22 protein-coding genes are annotated in these 19,551 nt (G+C 58.7%); 20 read left to right on the forward strand and 2 right to left on the reverse strand.

From position 1 onward, the window contains the following. Entirely contained in the window at positions 1-576 is a 576-nt protein-coding gene (locus SIB72_RS11340; protein ID WP_115121515.1) for a CDP-alcohol phosphatidyltransferase family protein, read from the forward strand. Here the strand turns inward: SIB72_RS11340 and SIB72_RS11345 are convergent. Next, complete coding sequence (locus tag SIB72_RS11345) at positions 542-1,465, reverse strand: NAD-dependent epimerase/dehydratase family protein (protein ID WP_413743929.1); 924 nt, start codon at positions 1,463-1,465, stop codon at positions 542-544. The two genes, SIB72_RS11340 and SIB72_RS11345, sit on opposite strands and share 35 nt — an antisense overlap. Before the next feature lie 82 nt (positions 1,466-1,547). Here SIB72_RS11345 and hisA point away from each other — a divergent pair, with 82 nt between their 5' ends. The 15 genes from hisA to SIB72_RS11420 all read left to right on the forward strand — a co-directional run bounded on the left by hisA (position 1,548) and on the right by SIB72_RS11420 (position 14,541). Continuing rightward, positions 1,548-2,315, forward strand: a complete 768-nt coding sequence (hisA, locus tag SIB72_RS11350; RefSeq protein ID WP_413745116.1) for a 1-(5-phosphoribosyl)-5-[(5-phosphoribosylamino)methylideneamino]imidazole-4-carboxamide isomerase — start codon at positions 1,548-1,550, stop codon at positions 2,313-2,315. Between the two features lie 144 nt (positions 2,316-2,459). Beyond that, positions 2,460-2,825, forward strand: coding sequence for a Fur family transcriptional regulator (locus tag SIB72_RS11355; RefSeq protein ID WP_244281710.1), 366 nt, complete (start codon positions 2,460-2,462; stop codon positions 2,823-2,825). Positions 2,826-2,896: 71 nt separating this feature from the next. Then, the gene (locus SIB72_RS11360) at positions 2,897-4,570 is read left to right on the forward strand and encodes a DUF3685 domain-containing protein (protein ID WP_413743930.1); all 1,674 of its coding nucleotides are present in this window, start codon (positions 2,897-2,899) and stop codon (positions 4,568-4,570) included. Positions 4,571-4,640: 70 nt separating this feature from the next. After that, positions 4,641-5,177, forward strand: coding sequence for a thylakoid membrane photosystem I accumulation factor (locus SIB72_RS11365; RefSeq protein ID WP_413743931.1), 537 nt, complete (start codon positions 4,641-4,643; stop codon positions 5,175-5,177). Between the two features lie 62 nt (positions 5,178-5,239). Continuing rightward, entirely contained in the window at positions 5,240-6,409 is a 1,170-nt protein-coding gene (locus SIB72_RS11370; RefSeq protein WP_413743932.1) for a F420-0:Gamma-glutamyl ligase, read from the forward strand. A 53-nt stretch (positions 6,410-6,462) separates the two neighbouring features. Then, on the forward strand, positions 6,463-7,515 hold the full coding sequence (locus SIB72_RS11375; RefSeq protein ID WP_115121510.1) for a hypothetical protein: 1,053 nt from the start codon (positions 6,463-6,465) through the stop codon (positions 7,513-7,515). Positions 7,516-7,527: 12 nt separating this feature from the next. Continuing rightward, the gene (ruvX, locus tag SIB72_RS11380; protein ID WP_115121762.1) at positions 7,528-8,013 is read left to right on the forward strand and encodes a Holliday junction resolvase RuvX; all 486 of its coding nucleotides are present in this window, start codon (positions 7,528-7,530) and stop codon (positions 8,011-8,013) included. A 20-nt stretch (positions 8,014-8,033) separates the two neighbouring features. After that, positions 8,034-8,579, forward strand: coding sequence for a DUF3727 domain-containing protein (locus tag SIB72_RS11385; protein WP_115014784.1), 546 nt, complete (start codon positions 8,034-8,036; stop codon positions 8,577-8,579). Beyond that, positions 8,579-9,088 carry a YqeG family HAD IIIA-type phosphatase gene (locus SIB72_RS11390; protein WP_413743933.1) on the forward strand — a complete coding sequence of 170 codons (510 nt, stop codon included), beginning with the start codon at positions 8,579-8,581 and terminating at the stop codon, positions 9,086-9,088. Before SIB72_RS11385 ends, SIB72_RS11390 begins: the two co-directional genes overlap by 1 nt. Beyond that, positions 9,085-10,209 carry a glutamate 5-kinase gene (gene proB / locus SIB72_RS11395; protein ID WP_413743934.1) on the forward strand — a complete coding sequence of 375 codons (1,125 nt, stop codon included), beginning with the start codon at positions 9,085-9,087 and terminating at the stop codon, positions 10,207-10,209. The genes SIB72_RS11390 and proB overlap by 4 nt, the downstream gene beginning before the upstream one ends. Before the next feature lie 3 nt (positions 10,210-10,212). Continuing rightward, positions 10,213-11,283, forward strand: coding sequence for a UDP-3-O-(3-hydroxymyristoyl)glucosamine N-acyltransferase (lpxD, locus tag SIB72_RS11400; RefSeq protein WP_115121506.1), 1,071 nt, complete (start codon positions 10,213-10,215; stop codon positions 11,281-11,283). A gap of 34 nt (positions 11,284-11,317) precedes the next feature. Then, positions 11,318-12,397: a 3-isopropylmalate dehydrogenase gene (gene leuB / locus SIB72_RS11405; protein ID WP_413743935.1), complete on the forward strand. Its 1,080-nt coding sequence runs from the start codon at positions 11,318-11,320 to the stop codon at positions 12,395-12,397. 83 nt (positions 12,398-12,480) lie between these two features. Next, positions 12,481-13,383 carry a phosphoribulokinase gene (locus tag SIB72_RS11410; RefSeq protein WP_115121504.1) on the forward strand — a complete coding sequence of 301 codons (903 nt, stop codon included), beginning with the start codon at positions 12,481-12,483 and terminating at the stop codon, positions 13,381-13,383. 130 nt (positions 13,384-13,513) lie between these two features. Then, the gene (locus SIB72_RS11415; RefSeq protein WP_371410916.1) at positions 13,514-13,732 is read left to right on the forward strand and encodes a hypothetical protein; all 219 of its coding nucleotides are present in this window, start codon (positions 13,514-13,516) and stop codon (positions 13,730-13,732) included. Next, positions 13,729-14,541, forward strand: a complete 813-nt coding sequence (locus tag SIB72_RS11420; RefSeq protein WP_413743936.1) for a prepilin peptidase — start codon at positions 13,729-13,731, stop codon at positions 14,539-14,541. Before SIB72_RS11415 ends, SIB72_RS11420 begins: the two co-directional genes overlap by 4 nt. Before the next feature lie 65 nt (positions 14,542-14,606). Here the strand turns inward: SIB72_RS11420 and SIB72_RS11425 are convergent, their stop codons facing one another. Continuing rightward, positions 14,607-15,230 carry a DUF3598 family protein gene (locus SIB72_RS11425; RefSeq protein WP_413743937.1) on the reverse strand — a complete coding sequence of 208 codons (624 nt, stop codon included), beginning with the start codon at positions 15,228-15,230 and terminating at the stop codon, positions 14,607-14,609. A 697-nt stretch (positions 15,231-15,927) separates the two neighbouring features. Here SIB72_RS11425 and accD point away from each other — a divergent pair. From accD to SIB72_RS11445, 4 genes are all read left to right on the forward strand, one after another. Further along, positions 15,928-16,806, forward strand: coding sequence for an acetyl-CoA carboxylase, carboxyltransferase subunit beta (gene accD, locus SIB72_RS11430; RefSeq protein ID WP_115014761.1), 879 nt, complete (start codon positions 15,928-15,930; stop codon positions 16,804-16,806). Beyond that, the gene (locus SIB72_RS11435; protein WP_244281709.1) at positions 16,806-17,210 is read left to right on the forward strand and encodes a hypothetical protein; all 405 of its coding nucleotides are present in this window, start codon (positions 16,806-16,808) and stop codon (positions 17,208-17,210) included. Before accD ends, SIB72_RS11435 begins: the two co-directional genes overlap by 1 nt. Before the next feature lie 3 nt (positions 17,211-17,213). Beyond that, a complete protein-coding gene (locus tag SIB72_RS11440) occupies positions 17,214-18,308 on the forward strand; it encodes a Gfo/Idh/MocA family protein (RefSeq protein WP_413743938.1) in 1,095 nt (364 codons plus the stop codon). 115 nt (positions 18,309-18,423) lie between these two features. Next, positions 18,424-19,491: a class I fructose-bisphosphate aldolase gene (locus SIB72_RS11445; protein ID WP_413743939.1), complete on the forward strand. Its 1,068-nt coding sequence runs from the start codon at positions 18,424-18,426 to the stop codon at positions 19,489-19,491. Positions 19,492-19,551 lie beyond the last annotated feature (60 nt).

The raw sequence follows: 19,551 nt of genomic DNA on the forward strand, positions 1-19,551 counted from the left end.
ATGCAACCAACTGCATGCATTCTGAGCTTGGAATCCCGATGGCGCACCTGGGCCGATCGCCTCACCGTATTCAGGGCTATAGCAGGTCTTCCTTTGCTGATCGCGCTGATCGCCCAGCAACAAGCCCTGGCCTGGAACCTCCTTCTACTGGCTGGTATCAGCGATGCCCTTGATGGCTGGATGGCGAGACGAGCAGGTGGGGGCAGCAGCTGGGGAGCTCGGCTTGATCCACTCGCCGACAAACTCCTCCTCGCCGCTCCTCTGATCTGGTTGGCGACGCATCAAACCCTGCCTCTGTGGGCGGTCTGGCTCTTACTTGCCAGAGAGATGTTGATCTCAGGTTGGCGCAGGGATGCCGACGATGGGGCGCCAGCGTCGCAATGGGGAAAAGCGAAGACCGTTTTGCAATTCATCAGCCTGCTCTTGTTGCTCTGGCCCGATGCTTGGGGGCCAGAGCCTCTGATCCTGACCTTGCAACAACTGGGGTGGTGGCTGTTCTGGCCTTCGCTGCTTTTAGCCCTTCACTCAGCGGTGGGGTACCTCAGGCCAAGCCGATCAAGGCCGCATCACCACTGACATCGGGGGACGCTGATGGTCGTTGGCTGTAGTCGAGATCGTAGTTGTGCTGGAACGCTGAGATGGCATCAAAGCGAGGCACCCAGGCAAGCTCTCGTTCGGCGCGGCTCACGTCGGTAAGGAAATGGTCAAGCCGTAACGGAAAGGCCTTTCGAGCCTTTGGATTCAGACCACTGGGATCGAAGTGACGGATGTCCACAGTGCTGGGATCCTTACCGCAGGCCAGAGCAGCCGCCTTCACGACACCAGAGAAGGTGATTCCTTTCCGAGAAGAGCAGTTGTAGATCCGATTCGCCGCTGCATCCACGGCCAGAGACTTCAGCATCGCGTCGGCGAGGTCGTCCACATGCCCCAACTGCGTGATCGTGGTTCCATCACCGGGCATCGGCACCGGTAGGTCATGACAAACACGATCGAAGAACCACCGTTCCACAGGGTTGTAGTTGCCCGGGCCCACGATGTAGGTCGGCCTGAAGCTGGTGAAGGGGATCCCCTCCCGCAGCAACCAAGCCTCGGTTTCCGCCTTACCAGCGTGACGACTGGCAGGATCCACCTCCGCCTGCTCGTCCAACGGCCAAACATCCGAACCGGCGTAAACACCCGCAGAGCTGACATAAAGAAGCCGGTGTGAAGGCGCGCCGGTAACGGCCACCACCGACTGGGTGTCACCCAGTGAACGACCTGAACTATCGATGATCACATCGAAGTGCTGACCTTTGAGCTGCAGCAGATCATCCGGATTGGTGCGATCGCCTTTGAGATGCACAACAGCATCAGGAGCGGCTTGACGCCCTCGGGTGAAGAGTGTGAGCTCATGCCCCTGAGCCAACAAGGATGCCACCAGAGGCTTCCCCACAAAACGGGTTCCACCCATCACAAGGATCTTCATCACATCAGCGCCACTCGCCGCTATTGAAGCGTGTGTCGTGACTCAGCACTGCAGGATGATCAACAGATCACTGACCAGAGGCATGGAGATCATCCCCGCCATCGACCTTCTCGATGGAGCCTGCGTGCGCCTGCATCAGGGGGACTACGACCAGGTCACCCAATTCAGCGATGACCCCGTCACCCAGGCCCTGAGCTGGCAGGAGCAAGGCGCAAGCCGTCTCCATCTTGTCGATCTTGATGGTGCCAAAAGTGGTGCTCCGGTCAATGACGCCATGGTGCGCAGGATCACTGAAGCGCTATCGATCCCTGTACAGCTGGGCGGTGGGGTGCGCTCTTTCGAGCGGGCAGAGTCCCTGCTGAATTACGGCCTTGATCGGGTCATCCTTGGCACCGCAGCGATCGAGGATCCAGGTCTGGTGAAAGATCTGGCAGACAAACACCCCGGACGAATCGTGGTGGGGATTGACGCCCGAGACGGCAAGGTCGCCACACGAGGATGGTTGAAGGAGAGTGATGTGGAAGCCACGTCCCTAGCCCGCGAGCTCAGCCGCACCGGTCTTGCTGCCATCATCAGCACCGATATCGCCACAGACGGAACTCTTGCCGGGCCGAATCTCGACGCCCTTCGCTGCATGGCTGAAGCCAGCTCAGTGCCTGTGATCGCCTCCGGAGGCGTGGGCTGCATGGCCGATCTCTTGGCACTGCTTGGTCTTGCCGCACATGGCGTCTCTGGCGTGATTGTCGGTCGCGCGCTCTACGACGGCCGAGTGACGCTGAAAGAGGCGATTCAGGCCATCGGAGAAGGCCGCCTTCAGGATCCAGACACTGGCATGAACGCTCTGGCCTGACGTGCATTGAGAGAACCGTCCTCTTAAGGTGAAGTCACTTCATCAACGACTGTGACGGGCAGATCTGGTGACAATTCGCCTTCTGAACCGTCACTGATCGGTCAAGGGGTGCATGACGCCTTCGAACGCTGTCGAACGCTTGGTATGCGCCTCAGTCGACAGCGCCGCATGGTGCTCGATCTGCTGTGGAGTGAAGCAAGCCATATGAGTGCACGGGACATTTTTGAGAAGTTGAATGCCCGGGGCCGAAGTATTGGCCACACCTCCGTTTATCAGAACCTCGAAGCGCTTCAATCCGCGGGTGTGATCGAGTGCCTCGATCGGGCCAATGGACGGCTTTACGGCTACCGGAGCGATCCCCACAGTCACCTCACCTGCCTCGACAGTGGGCGTATCGAAGACATCGATGTGAAACTCCCCGCAGATCTGCTGGAACGGATCGAGACCGTTACCGGCTATCGCATTGAGTCGTACACCCTTCAGCTCAACGGTCGGCGAAGCGGAAACTGATCTGCACTCGGCACTGGAGATCCCTCCATTTGCTCGTTACGTTTGAAGCAGTTGGACCTGCTGGTGACCCGGTGAACGCTGCGAAAGCCGAGATCCTGCTGCTGGCTCCTGGACTTCTGGGTGAGTCGCTAGCTCTCCAACTCACAGCCGACGATCCTGAATGCGCTGTCTGTCTACGGGCAGATCAGCTCAAAGCGCACCCCTGTCTGGTGATTTGGTCCGTCGAAGATGTGCAGTCGCTCAGCCTGCTTCAAGCGGAACTGATCAAGCTCCAGGAGTACTGGCAACCCTCACCGTTGCTGTTGTTGCTGCCGAAGTCTCTGCGCCTATCCACAAGCGATCTGCTCAATCTGGACTGTCCTGGACTGCTTCAGGCTCCAGACCTACCCACTCTGCGTGAGGGGATCTCCACTCTTTTAAATGGCGGCCGAATCATTCGCCTCTTCGACTCAACAGCAGCACAACCACAACAACAAGCTCCGATGGGGCTCGGCCAATGGCTGCTCAGCAGTGGGCTGCAACAGATCAGCAACGATCTTCAACTGATCGATGCTCTGTTGACCCCCCCACCGGAGAACCTGCTCCTCCGTTTTTTGCTGGAAGGTCGTCAACGGGAGCTGAGAAGCGCCCGCAACCTGTTGCTTTGGCTCTGGGGCCCCTTGCAAGTTGGGCTTGCAGACGCGCAACCCTTGGCACATCACGGTTTAACCACGGGTAGCGACACCCACTCCGAGCAGCCTGCGCCGCTTGGATCGGGCATGGCCATCACCGTGAGAGAACGCAATGCGATGGCGGTCTGGGCGTCGATCCAAGAGCGGGTCCAGACCGCATTAGTCACTGGTTTGGGGAATGGCACCGGCAGATTGCTAGCGATTGAGGGTCTCCATCCAGAACGCCGACGTGATCTGCTGCTTGCCCTTCTCAACCAACTCGACCAGGTCATCGAACGTCTGAGAACCCAGACCAGCTCGATCCAGCCCACGGACGTTGAAGAGCAATGGCTAAGTCTCCAACCCGAGTTGAGGCGCCAGGCGATCCAAGCGATGACCGGAAACTATGTGCGCCTTCCTCGTGGTGAAGCGTTGCAGAGCGTGGCGCAGCAGTTGATTGACGATTCAGATCTGAGCCAACGGGATGAAGAACTGCCTGATCCACGCCGGATGCTCGATCCACTGCTACGTGACCAACCCGTTCTTGTGGACGGTCAGCTCCTCCCCGCCGACCATCCCAGAGCTCTTTTGCAACTGGAGACCCTTGTCAGCAACTGGCTGGTCCGCAATGCCGAACTGATTAGTGCCGAATTGCTTGGGATCTGCGGCGAGTGGCCGGAACTGCGTCGTTATCTTCTGGACCAGCGTTTGATCTCAACTCGCGAACTGGAACGTTTGCGCAACCAACTCAACAACCAGTCACGCTGGCAGGGCTGGGTGCTACGGCCGGTTCGGCTTTATGAAAGCCAACGTCTGCTCTACCAACTGCGCGCAGGACGCATTGAGCCTCTGCTTCTAACCGAACCCCGTGATGATGAATTACGCACACTGGGCTGGTGGCAACAGCAGGTAGCTCTTCTGCTCGAAGCCCGAGATGCGATTGCACCCCAGGTTCAAGCATTGGTCCAACGCATCGGTGACCTGATGGTGGTGGTTCTGACTCAGGTGATTGGCCGTGCCATTGGTCTTGTCGGCCGCGGCATCGCCCAAGGCATGGGTCGCAATCTCGGTCGACGCCCTGTCGAGCGGCATTAATCAACACATCGTTTTGCAGTAGCCAGGGTCGAGCAGCTGGCTGCAGAATGCTCCTTTCCTGCAACGCTCCATGGCACGTTTGCTGTCTTCGCTCTTGGGCCTTGTAATCGCCATCACAGCGTTGGGGGCACCCGCGATGGCAAGCCTGAACAGCGACAGCTACGACGGCAACATCTACGCCCTTTACGCCGGCAACGGATCCTTGGTGCCACCAGCGACAAGTTTGAGTGAGTCCCAAGCAGCTGGTAGAACAAGCGTGCTCATCTTCTATCTCGACGACAGCAGCACGAGCAAAGCCTTCGCCCCCGTCGTTTCTGAGTTACAACGCCTCTGGGGAAATGCGGTGGATCTCATGCCACTCACCACAGATCCACTTCAGGGACGTGAAGCGATGGGCGCTGCCGACCCTGCCAGCTATTGGCACGGGCGCATCCCCCAAGTGGTCGTTGTCGACGGCAACGGCAACATTCTCCTTGATGAGGAGGGGCAAGTGCCTCTGGGATCGATCAATGCAGCGATCAGCAAAGCAACAGGGATCGCTGCTCCGCAAGGGGTCAGCACCAGTCTGAGTTTCAACGAGGTCAACACGGAAGTGCAGACCCGCTGAAGCCTGATCGGAAAGCGCTTACGCTGCGCGGCTGATCCTTCCGGCCCTCGGTCGATTTACGCATGTCAGTCCTGCTCCTGATCCTTCTTCTCCTGGGTCTGAGCGTGATCTGGCTGGAGTCACGCCATCGACTGAGACCAGCCTCTCCACTTCAACTCGTTCCCCGTGACTGGTCGGTCTCACCACAGGGCAATGACTTGCTCGTGGAGGGATGGCTCGAGATCAATAACCCCCATGCACGCATGGAGGTCTTTGTTCCTGAGATTGACGTGAAGTCAACGCTCTTGGGGCAATGCGACCTTGGTTCGCTAAGCATTCAAACCAAAATCACCCCCCATCACCCAGACGAGGCATCACGCAACGACGGCTACTGGGCTGCATACATCGTGAAAGGGCGCAAAAGCACCCGTGTAAAGGTTGAGATCAGCATCCTGTCTGGGGGCGGGGTGAACGCCGCAGAGGATGTCGACACCCTTTGGGCCGAGGTGCATTGGGTGAACTATGGCCCCTTCGGGCGTTTGCAACGCCGACAGGGCGTGGTGGTGCCGATGAAACGACCCACCCCGCTCAAGCCCGAAAAGGCACTGTTCAATCGCGGCGATGACTGTGCCGTACTGCCGATACGGACCCATCTGCTGGGACCGCTCGATGACACCGTTGCCGTGATGCGCACCTACGCAGGCGGGCTGATTCAACCCGGTGATGTGCTCACGATCGGGGAAACACCCGTTGCCGTGATTCAGGGTCGCTATGCGCACCCAGCCAATCTTCAACCGAGCTGGTTATCACGACTTCTCTGCAGAACATTCCACCCGACCAGCAGCCTGGCCACTGCTTGTGGCCTGCAGACCTTGATCGACCAGGTCGGACCGACCCGCGTACTCCTCGCTTGGGTTCTCGGTTTTGGCCTCAAGTTGATTGGTAGTCCGGGTGGCTTTTATCGCCTAGCCGGCTCCCAGGCCCGACTCATCGATGACGTCACCGGCACAACACCGCCTTATGACCAGACGATCGTTCTCGGTCCATCTCGTCCGCAACAGTTGTGCCAGGAGGCGGCCGATGCCCTCGGCGTGGCCGTCGCCATTGTCGACGTCAATGATCTTGGCCGAGTGAAAGTGCTGGCATCGAGCCATGGCTGCGACGAAGCCCTGCTTCATCGCGCCCTACGTCCGAATCCTGCAGGCAATGCCAACGAACGCACCCCGCTGGTGCTGGTACGAGCCGGAGGATGACGCACTCACCCGGAAACGCGGGATACATTGTGAACACGCCCTGAGGATGCGAGGTGGTGGAGTCGTCCAGCAGCTCACTGAAAGTTGAGCCACTGAAAGCGACCCATCTGTCCTGGCTCCAGGCCACAGATCAGGCCGCTCTTCTGCCAAGACTTCAGACCTGTTTGTTTCGTGGCTGGATCAGCAGAGCCGAAAGCCTCCTACCTGGGGTTCTGATCAGCAGGCAACCGCTTGCCCTGGTTGCCAGTGAGCACGAGCAAATCCGCTCGCTTTTGGTGATCAGGCCCCACAACCGCGAAGGCAGCTGCTGGAGGCTTGAACTACAGCAGCTCACGTCTCCCACCGAGCACAGCCAGGGGCAAATCATCAGGGAACTGATCAAGCTGGCTCTTCTGGGAGCTCACACCCGTTCCCGCAGCTGGATCCTTCGCTGCAATGAGACTGACTCCATTCTGCTGGCGGTGCTGAGGGAGCTCGGCTTCCAGCCGATCCGAAGTTTCTGCCGCTGGCGTTCACCAGCAACCCCATCAGATCACGATCCAACAGCCTGGCCCGATGTCAGCCGCTGGGTCGCGATCGATCGGAGGAGCGCATCGCTGGTTTGGCCACTGGATCAAGCCTCCACGACCAGCCATCAACGCCAGATCGTGGATCGCCGCCCCGAGGATCTGCTGGATCAGCGGGGTCCGGGCACCGGCATTCTGCTTTCAGCCTCAGAAGAGACCAGCGGATCCAGTCGCGCAGTGGCCATCGCAGCTCTCGTGCGCCAGCAACGCTGCGACGAAGCTTTGGTGCTCGAACTGCTTCGCGAACCCGCCTGGGATGAACGTCTTGATCAGGGGCTGGCGTTCATGCTCGCGACCGTCGCCAAGGATCATCCACAGGCCACGCTCATCTGCAACAGCGAAGACACCACCGCGAAGGAACGAATCAACGCTCTCGGCTGGCAACAGCTCGATAATGGACTTCTTCTCGGTCGGAGTCTCTGGCGCCGACAGGCCTCTCCTCGCAGGTTGCAGGCCACGCGACCGCTCGAGTCAATGCTGGGTCGTCTACAGCCGCAGAGGCCCCCACTGCCCACGCCTTCGTCCGCCAGGGTTGAGTGAGGCCAGCACGCGATGGCATTGCCTGCTCCAGTTCCGCGGTCCGTTCTCTGCCTCGATGTTGGCCGTCGACGCATCGGCTTGGCGGGATGCGATCCACTCGGGATCAGCGTGCGTCCTCTGCAGGCCATCCGTCGTGGTCCTTTCGACCAAGACCTCAAGACCATCAGGCCCCTGTGCGCAGAGCGCCGTGTCGATGCATTAGTCGTGGGGCTACCGCTGGACCAGCGGGGCCATCCAACCGAGCAGGCAAAGCATTGCGAACGCTATGGCAGACGCCTGGCTGAGGCGCTCGCCCTGCCAATCGCTTGGGTGAATGAACACAGCAGCAGCTGGGCCGCCGCTGAGCAGCGCAATCTGCATGGAGATCGGAGTGGTCGACTGGATAGTGAGGCGGCAAGCCTCCTGCTGGAGCAGTGGTTACGTGAAGGCCCCGAACCAGAACCGGTCAAGGCTTCGGCCCCCCGGCATGGCATGGGGACCGACGATGCTGGATCCTGAAGAAACCGACCTCCAGTTCCATGACCGCCAGCGGCCCCGGCAATAGCGGAGAAGTGCCCACCGTCCTGGTGAAAGACAGCTCAGGCAGAGATCTTCTCTGTTTCCTGGAACAGCTGATCCCCCTTGACGGAAGCGACTACGCCCTGCTTACCCCTGTCGACACACCCGTTTGCCTCTTCCGCCTCAAAGACGGAAGCGACCCCGAACTAATCGATGCCATCAGCGATAGCGAACCCATTCTTTCAGTGGCGGATGTGGTGCTGCAGGAACATGACCTCACTTTGGTGCGTTCCGCCGTCACCCTCACCGTCAGTGGCGAACTAGACGAACCCGAACCCGAAGACCTGGAGGACGACGATGGCGAAGATGATGATGCCGAAACCTACGAATTGTTGGTGAGCTTCCTTGTTGAGGAGCAGGAGTATGGCCTCTATATCCCCCTGGATCCCTTCTTTGTCGTTGCTCGGATGGATGAGGCCGGAGCTGTGTTGGTAGAAGGTGCTGACTTCGATCGCATACAGCCTCGGATCGAGGCTGAACTGGAAGAACGTGAGCTGCCGGAGTGATGCGCCGTCTTTGGCTTCAGCCCGACTGGGATCCTGGCCTAACAGTGGTCCAACTACCGCTTGAGCACCTTCTCAATCGGGGGATTACCTCGTTGTTGCTCGATGTCGATCGGACGCTTTTGCCTGGGCATGACGTCCGTCTTCCGGATGCGGTCAAAGCCTGGGCCGCAGCAGCCCAGAAGCATCTGCACCTTCATCTCTTCAGCAATAACCCTTCCCGTCAGCGGATTGGGGCAGTCGCTGAGCAGTTGGGGGTGAGCTTCACTTCCGGTGCTGCCAAGCCTCGACGTGCTGCTCTACGCAGGGTGCTCAGGGATCTGCAAGTGCAACCAAACGAACTAGCGATTGTCGGAGATCGGCTATTCACAGACGTGCTTGCCGGGAATCGCTTGGGCTTGTACACCGTGCTGGTGAAGCCCCTCAAAGCGGATGGAACGCCCTGCCCCCATGACCGGGTGCAGCGAATCGAACGGGGGTTGGTCCGCCTGATGGGGGTCGGACGTCGATGACGCTGCGGGTGGTGAAAGTGGGCACGAGCCTGCTCCGCGGTCAGAACGGTCAGACCACCGCCTCTGTGATCCAGCACCTCACAGGTGCACTAGCCACCAGTCTGGCCAGAGGTGATCGCGTTCTGCTGGTCAGCAGCGGTGCCGTCGGACTTGGCTGTCGTCGCCTTGGCCTCGACGAGAGACCTGATCGAGTCGTAGCCCTCCAAGCGGCGGCAGCCATTGGCCAGGGGCATCTCATGGGGCTCTATGAACAGGCCATGGCCAGCCATGGCCATGCGGTCGCCCAGGTGTTGTTAACCCGATCCGATCTGGCAGACAGACGCAGCTACCACAGTGCTTCAGCCACCTTGCATCAACTCCTCGATTGGAACGTTCTGCCGATCGTCAACGAAAACGACACCGTCTCCGCGGCAGAACTGCGTTTCGGCGATAACGACACCCTCTCGGCCCTTGTCGCCGCTGCGGTCGGGGCGGATGAACTGATCCTGCTCACAGACGTTGATCGTCTTTATTCAGCGGACCCCCGCATCGATGCCACAGCCAAACCGATCACAGACGTGCGCGATCCCGCCGAACTGGCTGCCCTCGAAGAAGGGGCAGGTGATGGTGGTCGCTGGGGCACTGGCGGCATGACCACCAAGCTGGCGGCGGCCAGGATCGCCACAGCCAGCGGCATCAGCGTGCACCTCGCCGATGGTCGCCAGCCCATGGTTCTCGAAAAACTGTTGGCCGGCGGTCGTGGAGGCACGGTGTTTCACCCCCACCCCGAACCGCTCGGCAACCGCAAGAGCTGGTTGGCCCATGCACTCCAGCCGCTGGGAAGCCTGCAACTGGATGCCGGCGCTTGCCAGGCTCTGCAATATCGCGGCGCTTCACTGCTGCTCGTAGGAGTGAAGGGCGTGGAAGGCCAGTTCGGTGCCAATCAACCGATCCGGATGCTCGACCCCAAGGGAGTGGAAGTGGCAAGAGGTCTGAGTTCAATGAGCAGTGAAGCCCTCGATCGTGCACTCCGCGACGAATCCCCCCGCGTCCGGGCCGGCGAGGAGGGATCACCTGTCGTGGTGCATCGCGATGCACTCGTGATGATCCCCCCGCCTACGATCCAGCCGCAGGAGACCTGACCCATGCGTTTCAGCCAGTTGATCGCCAACCTGCAACAGGGAGATGCAGGCCTGCAGGCCCATCAACTTGCCTCAGACCCCGAGTTGAGAGGCGCAGCATCCCTTGAGAAAGCGTGTGCAGATCAGATCAGTTTTCTCGAGAAAGGCAGTGCACTGGCGACAGATCTGGAAACCAGTGGCGTCGGCGCGGTGTTGCTTCCAGACCAAGAGGATCTGAAGCAACTGGCCGATCAACGCGGCATCGCCTGGGCCGTGCTGAGAGACCCACGCCTCGCCTTTGCCGAAACCCTTGAAAGCCTCCACCCCTCACCGCCAAGCATCGCCGGTATCCATCCCAGCGCTGTGATTGGCGACCGAGTCGAGCTTGGTGCTGGGGTCACAATCGGTCCGCATGTCTGCATCGCGGACGGCAGCCGGATCGGAGCCCACACTGTTTTGCACCCAGGGGTTGTGATTTATCCGGACGTGGTTATTGCCGAGCACTGTGTGGTTCATGCCAATGCTGTTCTGCACCCGGGCACGCGACTGCATCCACGCTGTGTGGTGCACTCCACCGCTGTGGTTGGTTCTGAGGGGTTTGGATTTGTGCCCACCGCCGTTGGTTGGCGCAAGATGCCGCAAACAGGCCTTGTTGTGCTTGAGGAAGAGGTTGAGGTTGGCTGCGGTAGCACCATCGATCGACCTTCCGTGGGCGAAACCCGCATCGGAGCAGGCACCAAGATCGACAATCTGGTCCAGATTGGCCATGGCGTTCAAACCGGCAAGGGATGTGCCCTGGCCTCCCAGGTCGGCATTGCCGGCGGCGCACATCTGGGCAACGGCGTGATCCTGGCGGGACAAGTGGGGGTCGCGAACCGTGCAGAGATCGGAGACCGCGCGATTGCAAGCTCCAAGAGCGGGATTCATGGCGAAGTCGCTGCAGGGGAAGTGGTGAGTGGATATCCAGCCATCTCCAACCGCCTCTGGCTGCGATGCTCAGCGGCTTTCTCCAAACTTCCCGAACTCACCAAGCAGCTTCGGGAATTAAAAAAGGAAATCACTGTGCTGAAGGGCGGAACCCAGCCCCCTCAGTAACCTCACAGCCTGCCCCTGCTGCTCCTGAGATTCCATGCGTCAGCATCGCGTCGTTCTGCTGCCCGGTGATGGGATCGGACCTGAAATCACCTCGGTGGCGCAAAACCTGCTGGAGGAGGTCAGCCAGCGGCACGGATTCAAACTCAGCTTTGAACATCAGCCCATCGGCGGCGCGGCCATCGATGCCACCGGCGACCCACTGCCTGAATCAACACTTGCAGCCTGCCGCTCTTCAGATGCGGTGCTGTTGGCCGCGATCGGGAGTCCGCGTTTCGACAACTTGCCACGCAATAAGCGACCCGAGACAGGCCTTCTAGGCCTTCGCGCTGGCATGAAACTGTTCGCCAACCTTCGACCGGTCAAGATCGTTCCCGCCCTCATCGATGCGAGCAGCCTCAGGCCTGAGGTGATCGAAGGAGTGGATCTGATGGTGGTGCGTGAACTCACCGGAGGGATCTATTTCGGCCAGCCCAAAGGGCGCGTCGAGGCCGATGGCGAGGAACGCGGCTTCAACACCATGACCTACTCCAGCTCCGAAGTGGATCGGATTGCCAAGGTGGCCTTTGATCTAGCCAAAGAACGTCGGGGAGAACTCTGCTCAGTCGATAAGGCCAACGTGCTCGATGTGAGCCAACTCTGGCGCGATCGCGTTGACGCCATGGCCCCTGAGTACTCCAGCGTGGCGGTGTCTCACATGTATGTGGACAATGCCGCCATGCAGCTGGTGCGCGCGCCGCGCCAATTTGATGTGCTTCTTACCGGCAACCTTTTTGGCGACATCCTCAGTGATGAAGCGGCCATGCTCACGGGCTCGATTGGCATGCTGCCTTCCGCTTCGCTTGGCGCTGAGGGGCCAGGACTGTTCGAACCTGTGCATGGATCCGCTCCGGACATCGCTGGGCAAGACAAAGCCAACCCGATGGCGATGGTGCTCTCGGCGGCGATGATGCTGCGGATCGGCCTGAAGGAAGCAGAGGCCGCCGCTGATCTGGAACAGGCTGTCGACCGGGTGCTCGCCAGCGGCTTCCGTACCGGTGATCTGATGGCGGATGGTTGCACGGCCGTGGGCTGTCAAGCCATGGGCTCCGAGCTTCTGAAGGCTCTGGATCGGTAACGACCATTGCAGATGCCGGCCACGCTTCGAGCGCAAAGGCCCGATGACCTGCCAAACTCTCGGGGCCCAGTCCTCCTGCATCGATGTCGAAGCGCCACCCCGTTGTCGCCGTTACAGGTTCGTCCGGTGCCGGAACCAGCACCGTAAAAAGGGCTTTCGAGCACATTTTCGCCCGCGAGAACATCACTCCTGCGGTCGTTGAAGGCGACAGCTACCACCGCTTTGAGCGGATGCCAATGAAGAAGGCCATGGCTGATGCCCTGGCCAAAGGCGAGAACTTCTCACACTTCGGACCTGAAGCGAACCTCTTTGACAAGCTCGAAGAGCTGTTCCGTGTCTACGGCGAAACCGGTGGTGGACAAAAGCGTTACTACCTGCACAGCCCAGAAGAAGCCACCGAGCACAATGCTCGTCTTGGTGTGAATCTGGAACCTGGCCAATTCACACCCTGGGAAGCCATACCTGGCGGCACCGATGTGCTGTTCTATGAGGGCCTCCACGGTGGCGTGAAGGGCGAGGGCTATGACGTCTCCAGCCTTGCCGATCTACTGGTGGGTGTGGTGCCAATCACCAACCTCGAGTGGATTCAGAAAATCCATCGCGACAATGCGGAGCGTGGTTACTCCGCTGAGGCGATCGTTGACACGATCCTTCGCCGGATGCCTGATTACATCAATCACATCTGTCCTCAGTTCAGCCGTACCGACATCAACTTCCAGCGGGTGCCGACAGTCGACACCTCAAATCCCTTTATCTGTAGGAACATCCCGACGCCTGACGAGAGCTTCGTGATCATTCACTTCAGAAAGGGAGCAAGGGAGAAGTGGGGAATTGACTTCAGCTATCTGCTGAGCATGATTCACGACTCCTTCATGTCGAGCCCCACCAGCATCGTGGTGAACGGCGGCAAGATGGGCTTTGCGATGGAATTGATCCTCACTCCGATCATTCACCGGATGATCGAGGAAAAGCAGAAGCTCGCCTGATTCAAACCTCCTAAAAACACCTATCGTGGGTTCATCTGAGCAATCAGGTGGACCCATTTCTTTTTCTTCCCCATCGTTTGTAATCGCCGGGGCGACGTTCAACGCAACCCCCTCGCCGCGATGGGATCGCGTGAACAGTCAGCAGCTGATCGCCAAAGCACGCGCGATCTATTTCCGTCATCTCAGTGATGCGGGACGCTCCGCCGAACCCATGGGTGTGGTTCTCTGCGCACACAGTGGTGAAGGGCGCGTGGTGTTTGACATGCCAACCTTGCTACCGGAAGAAGACTTTGTCTCGACGCAGGTTCTCCGAGGCAAAAGCTCTCGGCGAGGGCTGACGCGAGGATGAACACCAACGCCTTCATGCTCCTGCTCACTGGGGCCTGCATCGGTAGTTTTCTCAATGTGGTGGCTTGGCGTCTGCCACGAAGGGAATCAGTGGTTTGGCCAGGCAGTCATTGCCCGAGCTGCGGCCATGCAGTGCGATGGCACGACAACATTCCTGTCTTGGGTTGGCTGTTTCTGGCGGGTCGATGCCGCGACTGCGGATGGAGCATTCCCATCCGCTATCCACTGATTGAACTGCTCACAGCAGGCCTGTGGATGAGCACCATCAGCGCAGTCGGCTTCGCTGTCCCCATCCCTTGGTTGATCACGGTCTTAGCAGGTGTGGTGCTGGTGACTCTCCTGATCATCCTCACCCTGATCGATCTCGATCATCTCTGGTTGCCTGAACCCTTGTGTCGCGCCGGAGTGATCTGCGGCCTAATCGCGACCGCGTTGGCGGCATGGCTGACCGAGCAAGGCGGAGGCAGCCTGCTGCTTGATCACCTGCTGGCTGCAAGTGCTGCCCTATTAGCCCTCGAGGGCCTTAGTGCAATAGGAGAAAGGATTCTGGGCCAGCCTGCTCTTGGCCTTGGGGACGCCAAACTCGCGGCGATGGGAGGAGCTTGGCTTGGACTCAGCGGCATTCTGATCAGCATGATGCTGGCCATTCTTGGTGGAGCAGTGATCGGGTCCATCGCCCGCTTAAGCGGGCGCCTTAGTGCGCGCGAACCCTTTCCCTTCGGACCCTTCATTGCAACGGGGATCTGGTTGGTATGGATCAAAGGTGGTCCATGGTGGTGGCATCAATGGCTGATGCTGCTTGGCCACTGAGGCCTAACCAATGAGCAACATTGCAATCAGCACACTGACAGTCTCAATCCTCTGATGTTGACGACTTAGATCCACTGAGGCGAGAGAGGTTCCAATAATCTTTGACGGCCATACCGACGCACAATCTGATGCGTTTCACCTCGGTGATCCCTCCAACGAAGGCCCCAAACCGGCTGCTCAACATCCTCTCTCTCCCTGGAAGTAAAGAGCAACTCGACGCCTGGCTCCGGTTGCCACAATTCATACCCACCGCATTGCGTTGAGTTCATGACCAAGGGCTGTGTTGGTGTTGGTGGTTCGACCCGTCCAGCGTCTCCCTTCACCTCAATCACATACACAACGCGATCAAGTCCGTTCATTCCTTGCTGAACAATGAGGCGTCGACGCTGCTGTTGGTTGACAACGCAGAGCTCAATGGCGCAGTGAGAATGGGTCAGGAAGGTTGGCCCAAGAGACCAGTCACCCGTTTCACTCACCTGCATCTGGTCAGGAAGAGTGCTGAAGTTCATGGAGTGTTCTTGACCACTTGAGACATGCGTCAAGCACACCTGGATCTGGCCCTGTGATTCACGAAGCCTGAGAGACGTTTGAAAGCGCTCCTGCTCCACAAATGAGCCATTGAATCGCACAAAATATCCCTGCCAATCGCCAGCATTATGCTCCAACAGAGATTGTCGGGGGTCATACATAGCCGCTTAATTCTGAATGAAACGATGAACGATCATGACTTTGATAGATCGAAATCCGCCTAGACCGAATAGCAAGAGAACCGCCCCCATCAAAAGATGAAACAGTAAGCACTTCCTCAAGGCTCAACACGCAGCGCTCCTTCCTTCCAATCTAGGACTTAGCAACAAGCACTGGGGAGAAAGATCAGCTGGAAAGCGATCATCGATTGAAACCGGTTCACAACTGAAGCTCACGACACGATTTCAAGGCCTATGAGCAGACCCAGCCCAAGCCCTACAGAGGCAACCCGTCAGGTCAGAAACAGCGACCCCAAAACAGTTGAACCATCATTTTCGCGACTGCCAATCACCATCAGCCAAACACATTCGGGAAACAGACGTCACAGACAGGAAAAATGTGTGTGCCTAGCATTCAGCAATGCACACCATTCCGCTGAAGACCAACCTGATTTCCACATTGACTGAGTGGGCCTAGGCATCAAGAAATCACCTAGGATCAGACCAGTGGTACAAGCAAAAGCAGAACGTTCTGGCACGTGATTCATTCGCGCAGAGGGGTCTCTCTTAAGATTGAGGTGCACACCATTCGTGCTGATCACCGCCAGGTCCCATCAGTGGAACCATGCCAGGTCGGACCAACCACCCATCCCCACTGCGATCACTTGGAAACCAGCCCAAGACTTAGGAGCCAGAACCAATGAGCCTGTTCGACTGGTTTGCTGATCGCCGCAAAGATCAGTACGTGGGCAAGGTGACCCAGGAACAGGACGAAGGCGATGGGCTCTGGAGCAAATGCCCGGAATGCTCACAAGTGGTGTATCGCAAAGACCTGATCGCGAATGCCAGCGTCTGTAGTCATTGCGGCTATCACAACCGCATCGACAGCACAGAGCGGATCGCTCTGATCGCGGATGCAGGAAGCTTCATTGCCATTAACGGGGAGCTTGAACCAACCGATCCTCTCGGCTTCAAGGATCGTCGTGCCTATGCCGACCGACTTCGTGAAACCCAAGCCAAAACAGGTCTGCGCGATGCAGTGATCACAGGGATGTGCAGGGTGGACAACCTTCCGATGGCCTTGGCGGTGATGGATTTCCGCTTTATGGGCGGGTCCATGGGGTCCGTGGTTGGAGAACGGATCACGCGACTGGTCGAAAGAGCGACCGACGAGCGAGTGCCCTTGCTGATTGTGTGTGCCTCAGGTGGCGCCCGCATGCAGGAAGGCATGCTCAGCCTGATGCAGATGGCCAAAATCTCAGGGGCCCTGGAGCGGCACCGCGAACAAGGCCTGCTTTACATGCCACTGCTCACTCATCCCACCACTGGCGGCGTGACTGCAAGCTTCGCGATGCTGGGAGATCTAATCCTGGCTGAGCCCAAAGCTCTGATCGGTTTCGCAGGCCGCAGAGTGATTGAGCAAACCCTGCGCGAAAAACTGCCAGACAATTTTCAAACAGCTGAATACCTCCAAGAACACGGATTTGTGGACACGATCGTGCCCCGCACACAGCTGAAAACCACCCTGGCCAGCCTGCTGCGGCTGCATGGAAGTCGTCCTGTTGAGGTGGTGGGTTGATCAGGCCATCAGATTGGCGTGGACGGCTCTGCTCACTGCTTCTGGCAGCACTGGTTCTGATCCCAATCGCTCTGCATCAAGGCGTGCAGTCGGCAATCGCAGCTCCTGTGGATTGGCAGGAAGTGGAACCCACAAATGATGGACGCCAATGGTGGGATCGTGGCAGTGTTCGCCGCGATCGCGAAGGATTCCTCAGCGTGCTGAGCCGCTACACACCCCAAACCGACACAGACACCCCAACACTTGGGAAGCTCTATGTGATGCAGATCGACTGCGATCAGAACATCTTCCGCGACAAACAGGTCAACGGCTTGCCGCGGTGGCGTGCGCAGTGGGAACCTGCTGGCGGCGACGGGTTGATCGAACGCGTGATTGATGCCGTCTGCCGAGCTGATCTGGCCTAATTCATGCAATCCCCAACCTCCACGCAGTCACCCATCGGCGTTGCCATTGCCGGACTGGGGTTTGGAGAAGCTGTGCATCTGCCTGCCATGGAGGTCAATACCGATCTCCGCGCTGTGGCCCTATGGCACCCGCGCCAGGAGAGGCTGGATCAAGCCTGCTCTCGGCACGGCTTACAAGGCACAACCGATTGGGAAGCCCTTCTTGCTGATCCTGCCGTGGATGCAGTGATCATTGCCACCCCCCCGGCACCGCGATTTGAGCTAGCCAAAAGCGCTCTAGAAGCAGGCAAGCATTTGCTTCTAGAAAAACCAGTCGCCCTTCATGCTGAGCAGGCTGAAGAGCTGCAGCGCCTAGCAATGGCCAAGGGGCTGAGCGTCGCCGTTGATTTCGAGTACCGGGCCGTCCCGCTGTTCATGCAAGCGGACCGGTTGCTGCAATCCGGTGCCATTGGCAGCCCCTGGCTGGTGAAACTGGACTGGCTGATGAGTAGCAGAGCTGATGCGTCACGGGCATGGAACTGGTATTCACAGAGCGCTTGTGGAGGAGGGGTGATTGGGGCGCTCGGAAGTCATGCCTTCGACATGCTCGCTTGGTTGATCGGTCCGGTCGGACCGGTGCAGGCGCTCAATGGCGTCTCAATCAAAGAACGCCCCAATCCCAAGGGCGGAATGGCCATCGTTGATGCTGAAGATGTGTCTTTGATTCAGACCACGCTCAAGTGGCAGGGAGACAGCGACAAGGACGTTCCTGCCCAGATGAGCCTCTCATCAGTGGCTCGAAACGGCCGCGGCTGCTGGATTGAGGTGTACGGATCCGAAGGAACCCTCAGGCTCGGCAGTGACAACCAGAAGGATTATGTCCATGGTTTCGGCCTTTGGCATGCCAAAAGTGGCGAGCCTCTGCGCCCGCTGTCTCCAGATGATGACCTCGCTTTCGCCACCACTTGGAGCGATGGAAGGGTGGCACCTGTGGCAAGGATCCAGGACTGGTGGGCCCGCAGCATCCGCAGCGGCAGGCCGATGGTTCCAGGACTTCTGGAAGGGCTACTGAGCCAACAAGCCTGTGATCAATCAGTCGGTCCTATCGCTCAAAAGTGACCTGAAAGCGAGATTTAAGCAGTCTGGTTTTTGTAGCGATCGCCACCAGCCAAAGTATCAACCATTGCCCTGAGACCAACGTGCTCAAACAAGATTTGAGCCCCTGCGAGGTCCCATGTCACTGTCACAGCATTCGAGTGAACTGATCGCTACAGCCAAAGCGCTGGCGACTCCAGGCAAGGGAATCCTGGCCGTTGATGAGTCCACCAAAACGATCGGCAAGCGACTGGGTTCGATCAACGTTGAAAACACCGAGGCCAATCGCAAGGCCTATCGGGGAATGCTGTTCACCTCAGCCGGCCTAGGTGATTACATCAGCGGCGCGATCCTTTATGAGGAAACGCTTTTCCAGAATCACGCAGACGGCGAGTCGATGGTCGACAAGCTGAAAAAGCTCGGAATGATTGCTGGCATCAAAGTCGACATGGGTCTGCGTCCTCTACCCGGAGCGCATCCGATCGAAACCCTTTGTACCGGCCTCGATGGCCTGGTCGAACGTGCAGCCGATTACTACGCCCAAGGTGCTCGATTCGCCAAATGGCGGGCGGTGCTCCAGATCACAGCAGACGGCTGTCCATCAGAACTGTCGATTCGAGAAAACGCTTGGGGGCTTGCTCGTTACGCCCGATCAGTGCAGGAATCTGGGCTGGTGCCGATCATCGAGCCCGAAATCCTCATGGATGGCTCCCACCCCATCGAACAGACCGCCCACGTTCAGGAACGCGTGATCAAGGAGGTGTATCTCGCTTGCCAGCGCAATGGTGTGTTGCTGGAAGGAACGCTGTTGAAGCCATCCATGACCGTGCAGGGAGCGGATTGTTCCGCCAAGCCGGATCCCAAGACCGTGGCTTCGATGACAGTTCGTACGTTGGAGCGCAGCGTGCCGGCCAGTGTTCCAGGCATCGTCTTCCTCTCCGGTGGACTGAGCGAAGAAGCCGCCTCGATCTACCTCAATCTCATGAATACGATTGAGCGGAAAGCCAGCTGGAATCTTGGCTTCTCCTACGGTCGGGCTCTTCAGCATTCATGCCTGAAAGCATGGGGCGGGTCTGACACCGCAGCCGGACAGAAGGCCCTGATGGCGCGGGCCCAGGCCAACTCTGAGGCTTCAATGGGGCGCTACGTTCCTGGATCTCAACCATCCTCGGATGAACAGCTGTTCGTGGCTGGCTACACCTATTGATGGATCGCCTGACTGTCCACTGATTCAGTTGAAACCGTCACAGCCTGGCGTCGTCAAAAC

Origin of the sequence: Synechococcus sp. MIT S9451, from assembly GCF_047304725.1 — a bacterium.
Lineage (GTDB): Bacteria > Cyanobacteriota > Cyanobacteriia > PCC-6307 > Cyanobiaceae > Synechococcus_C.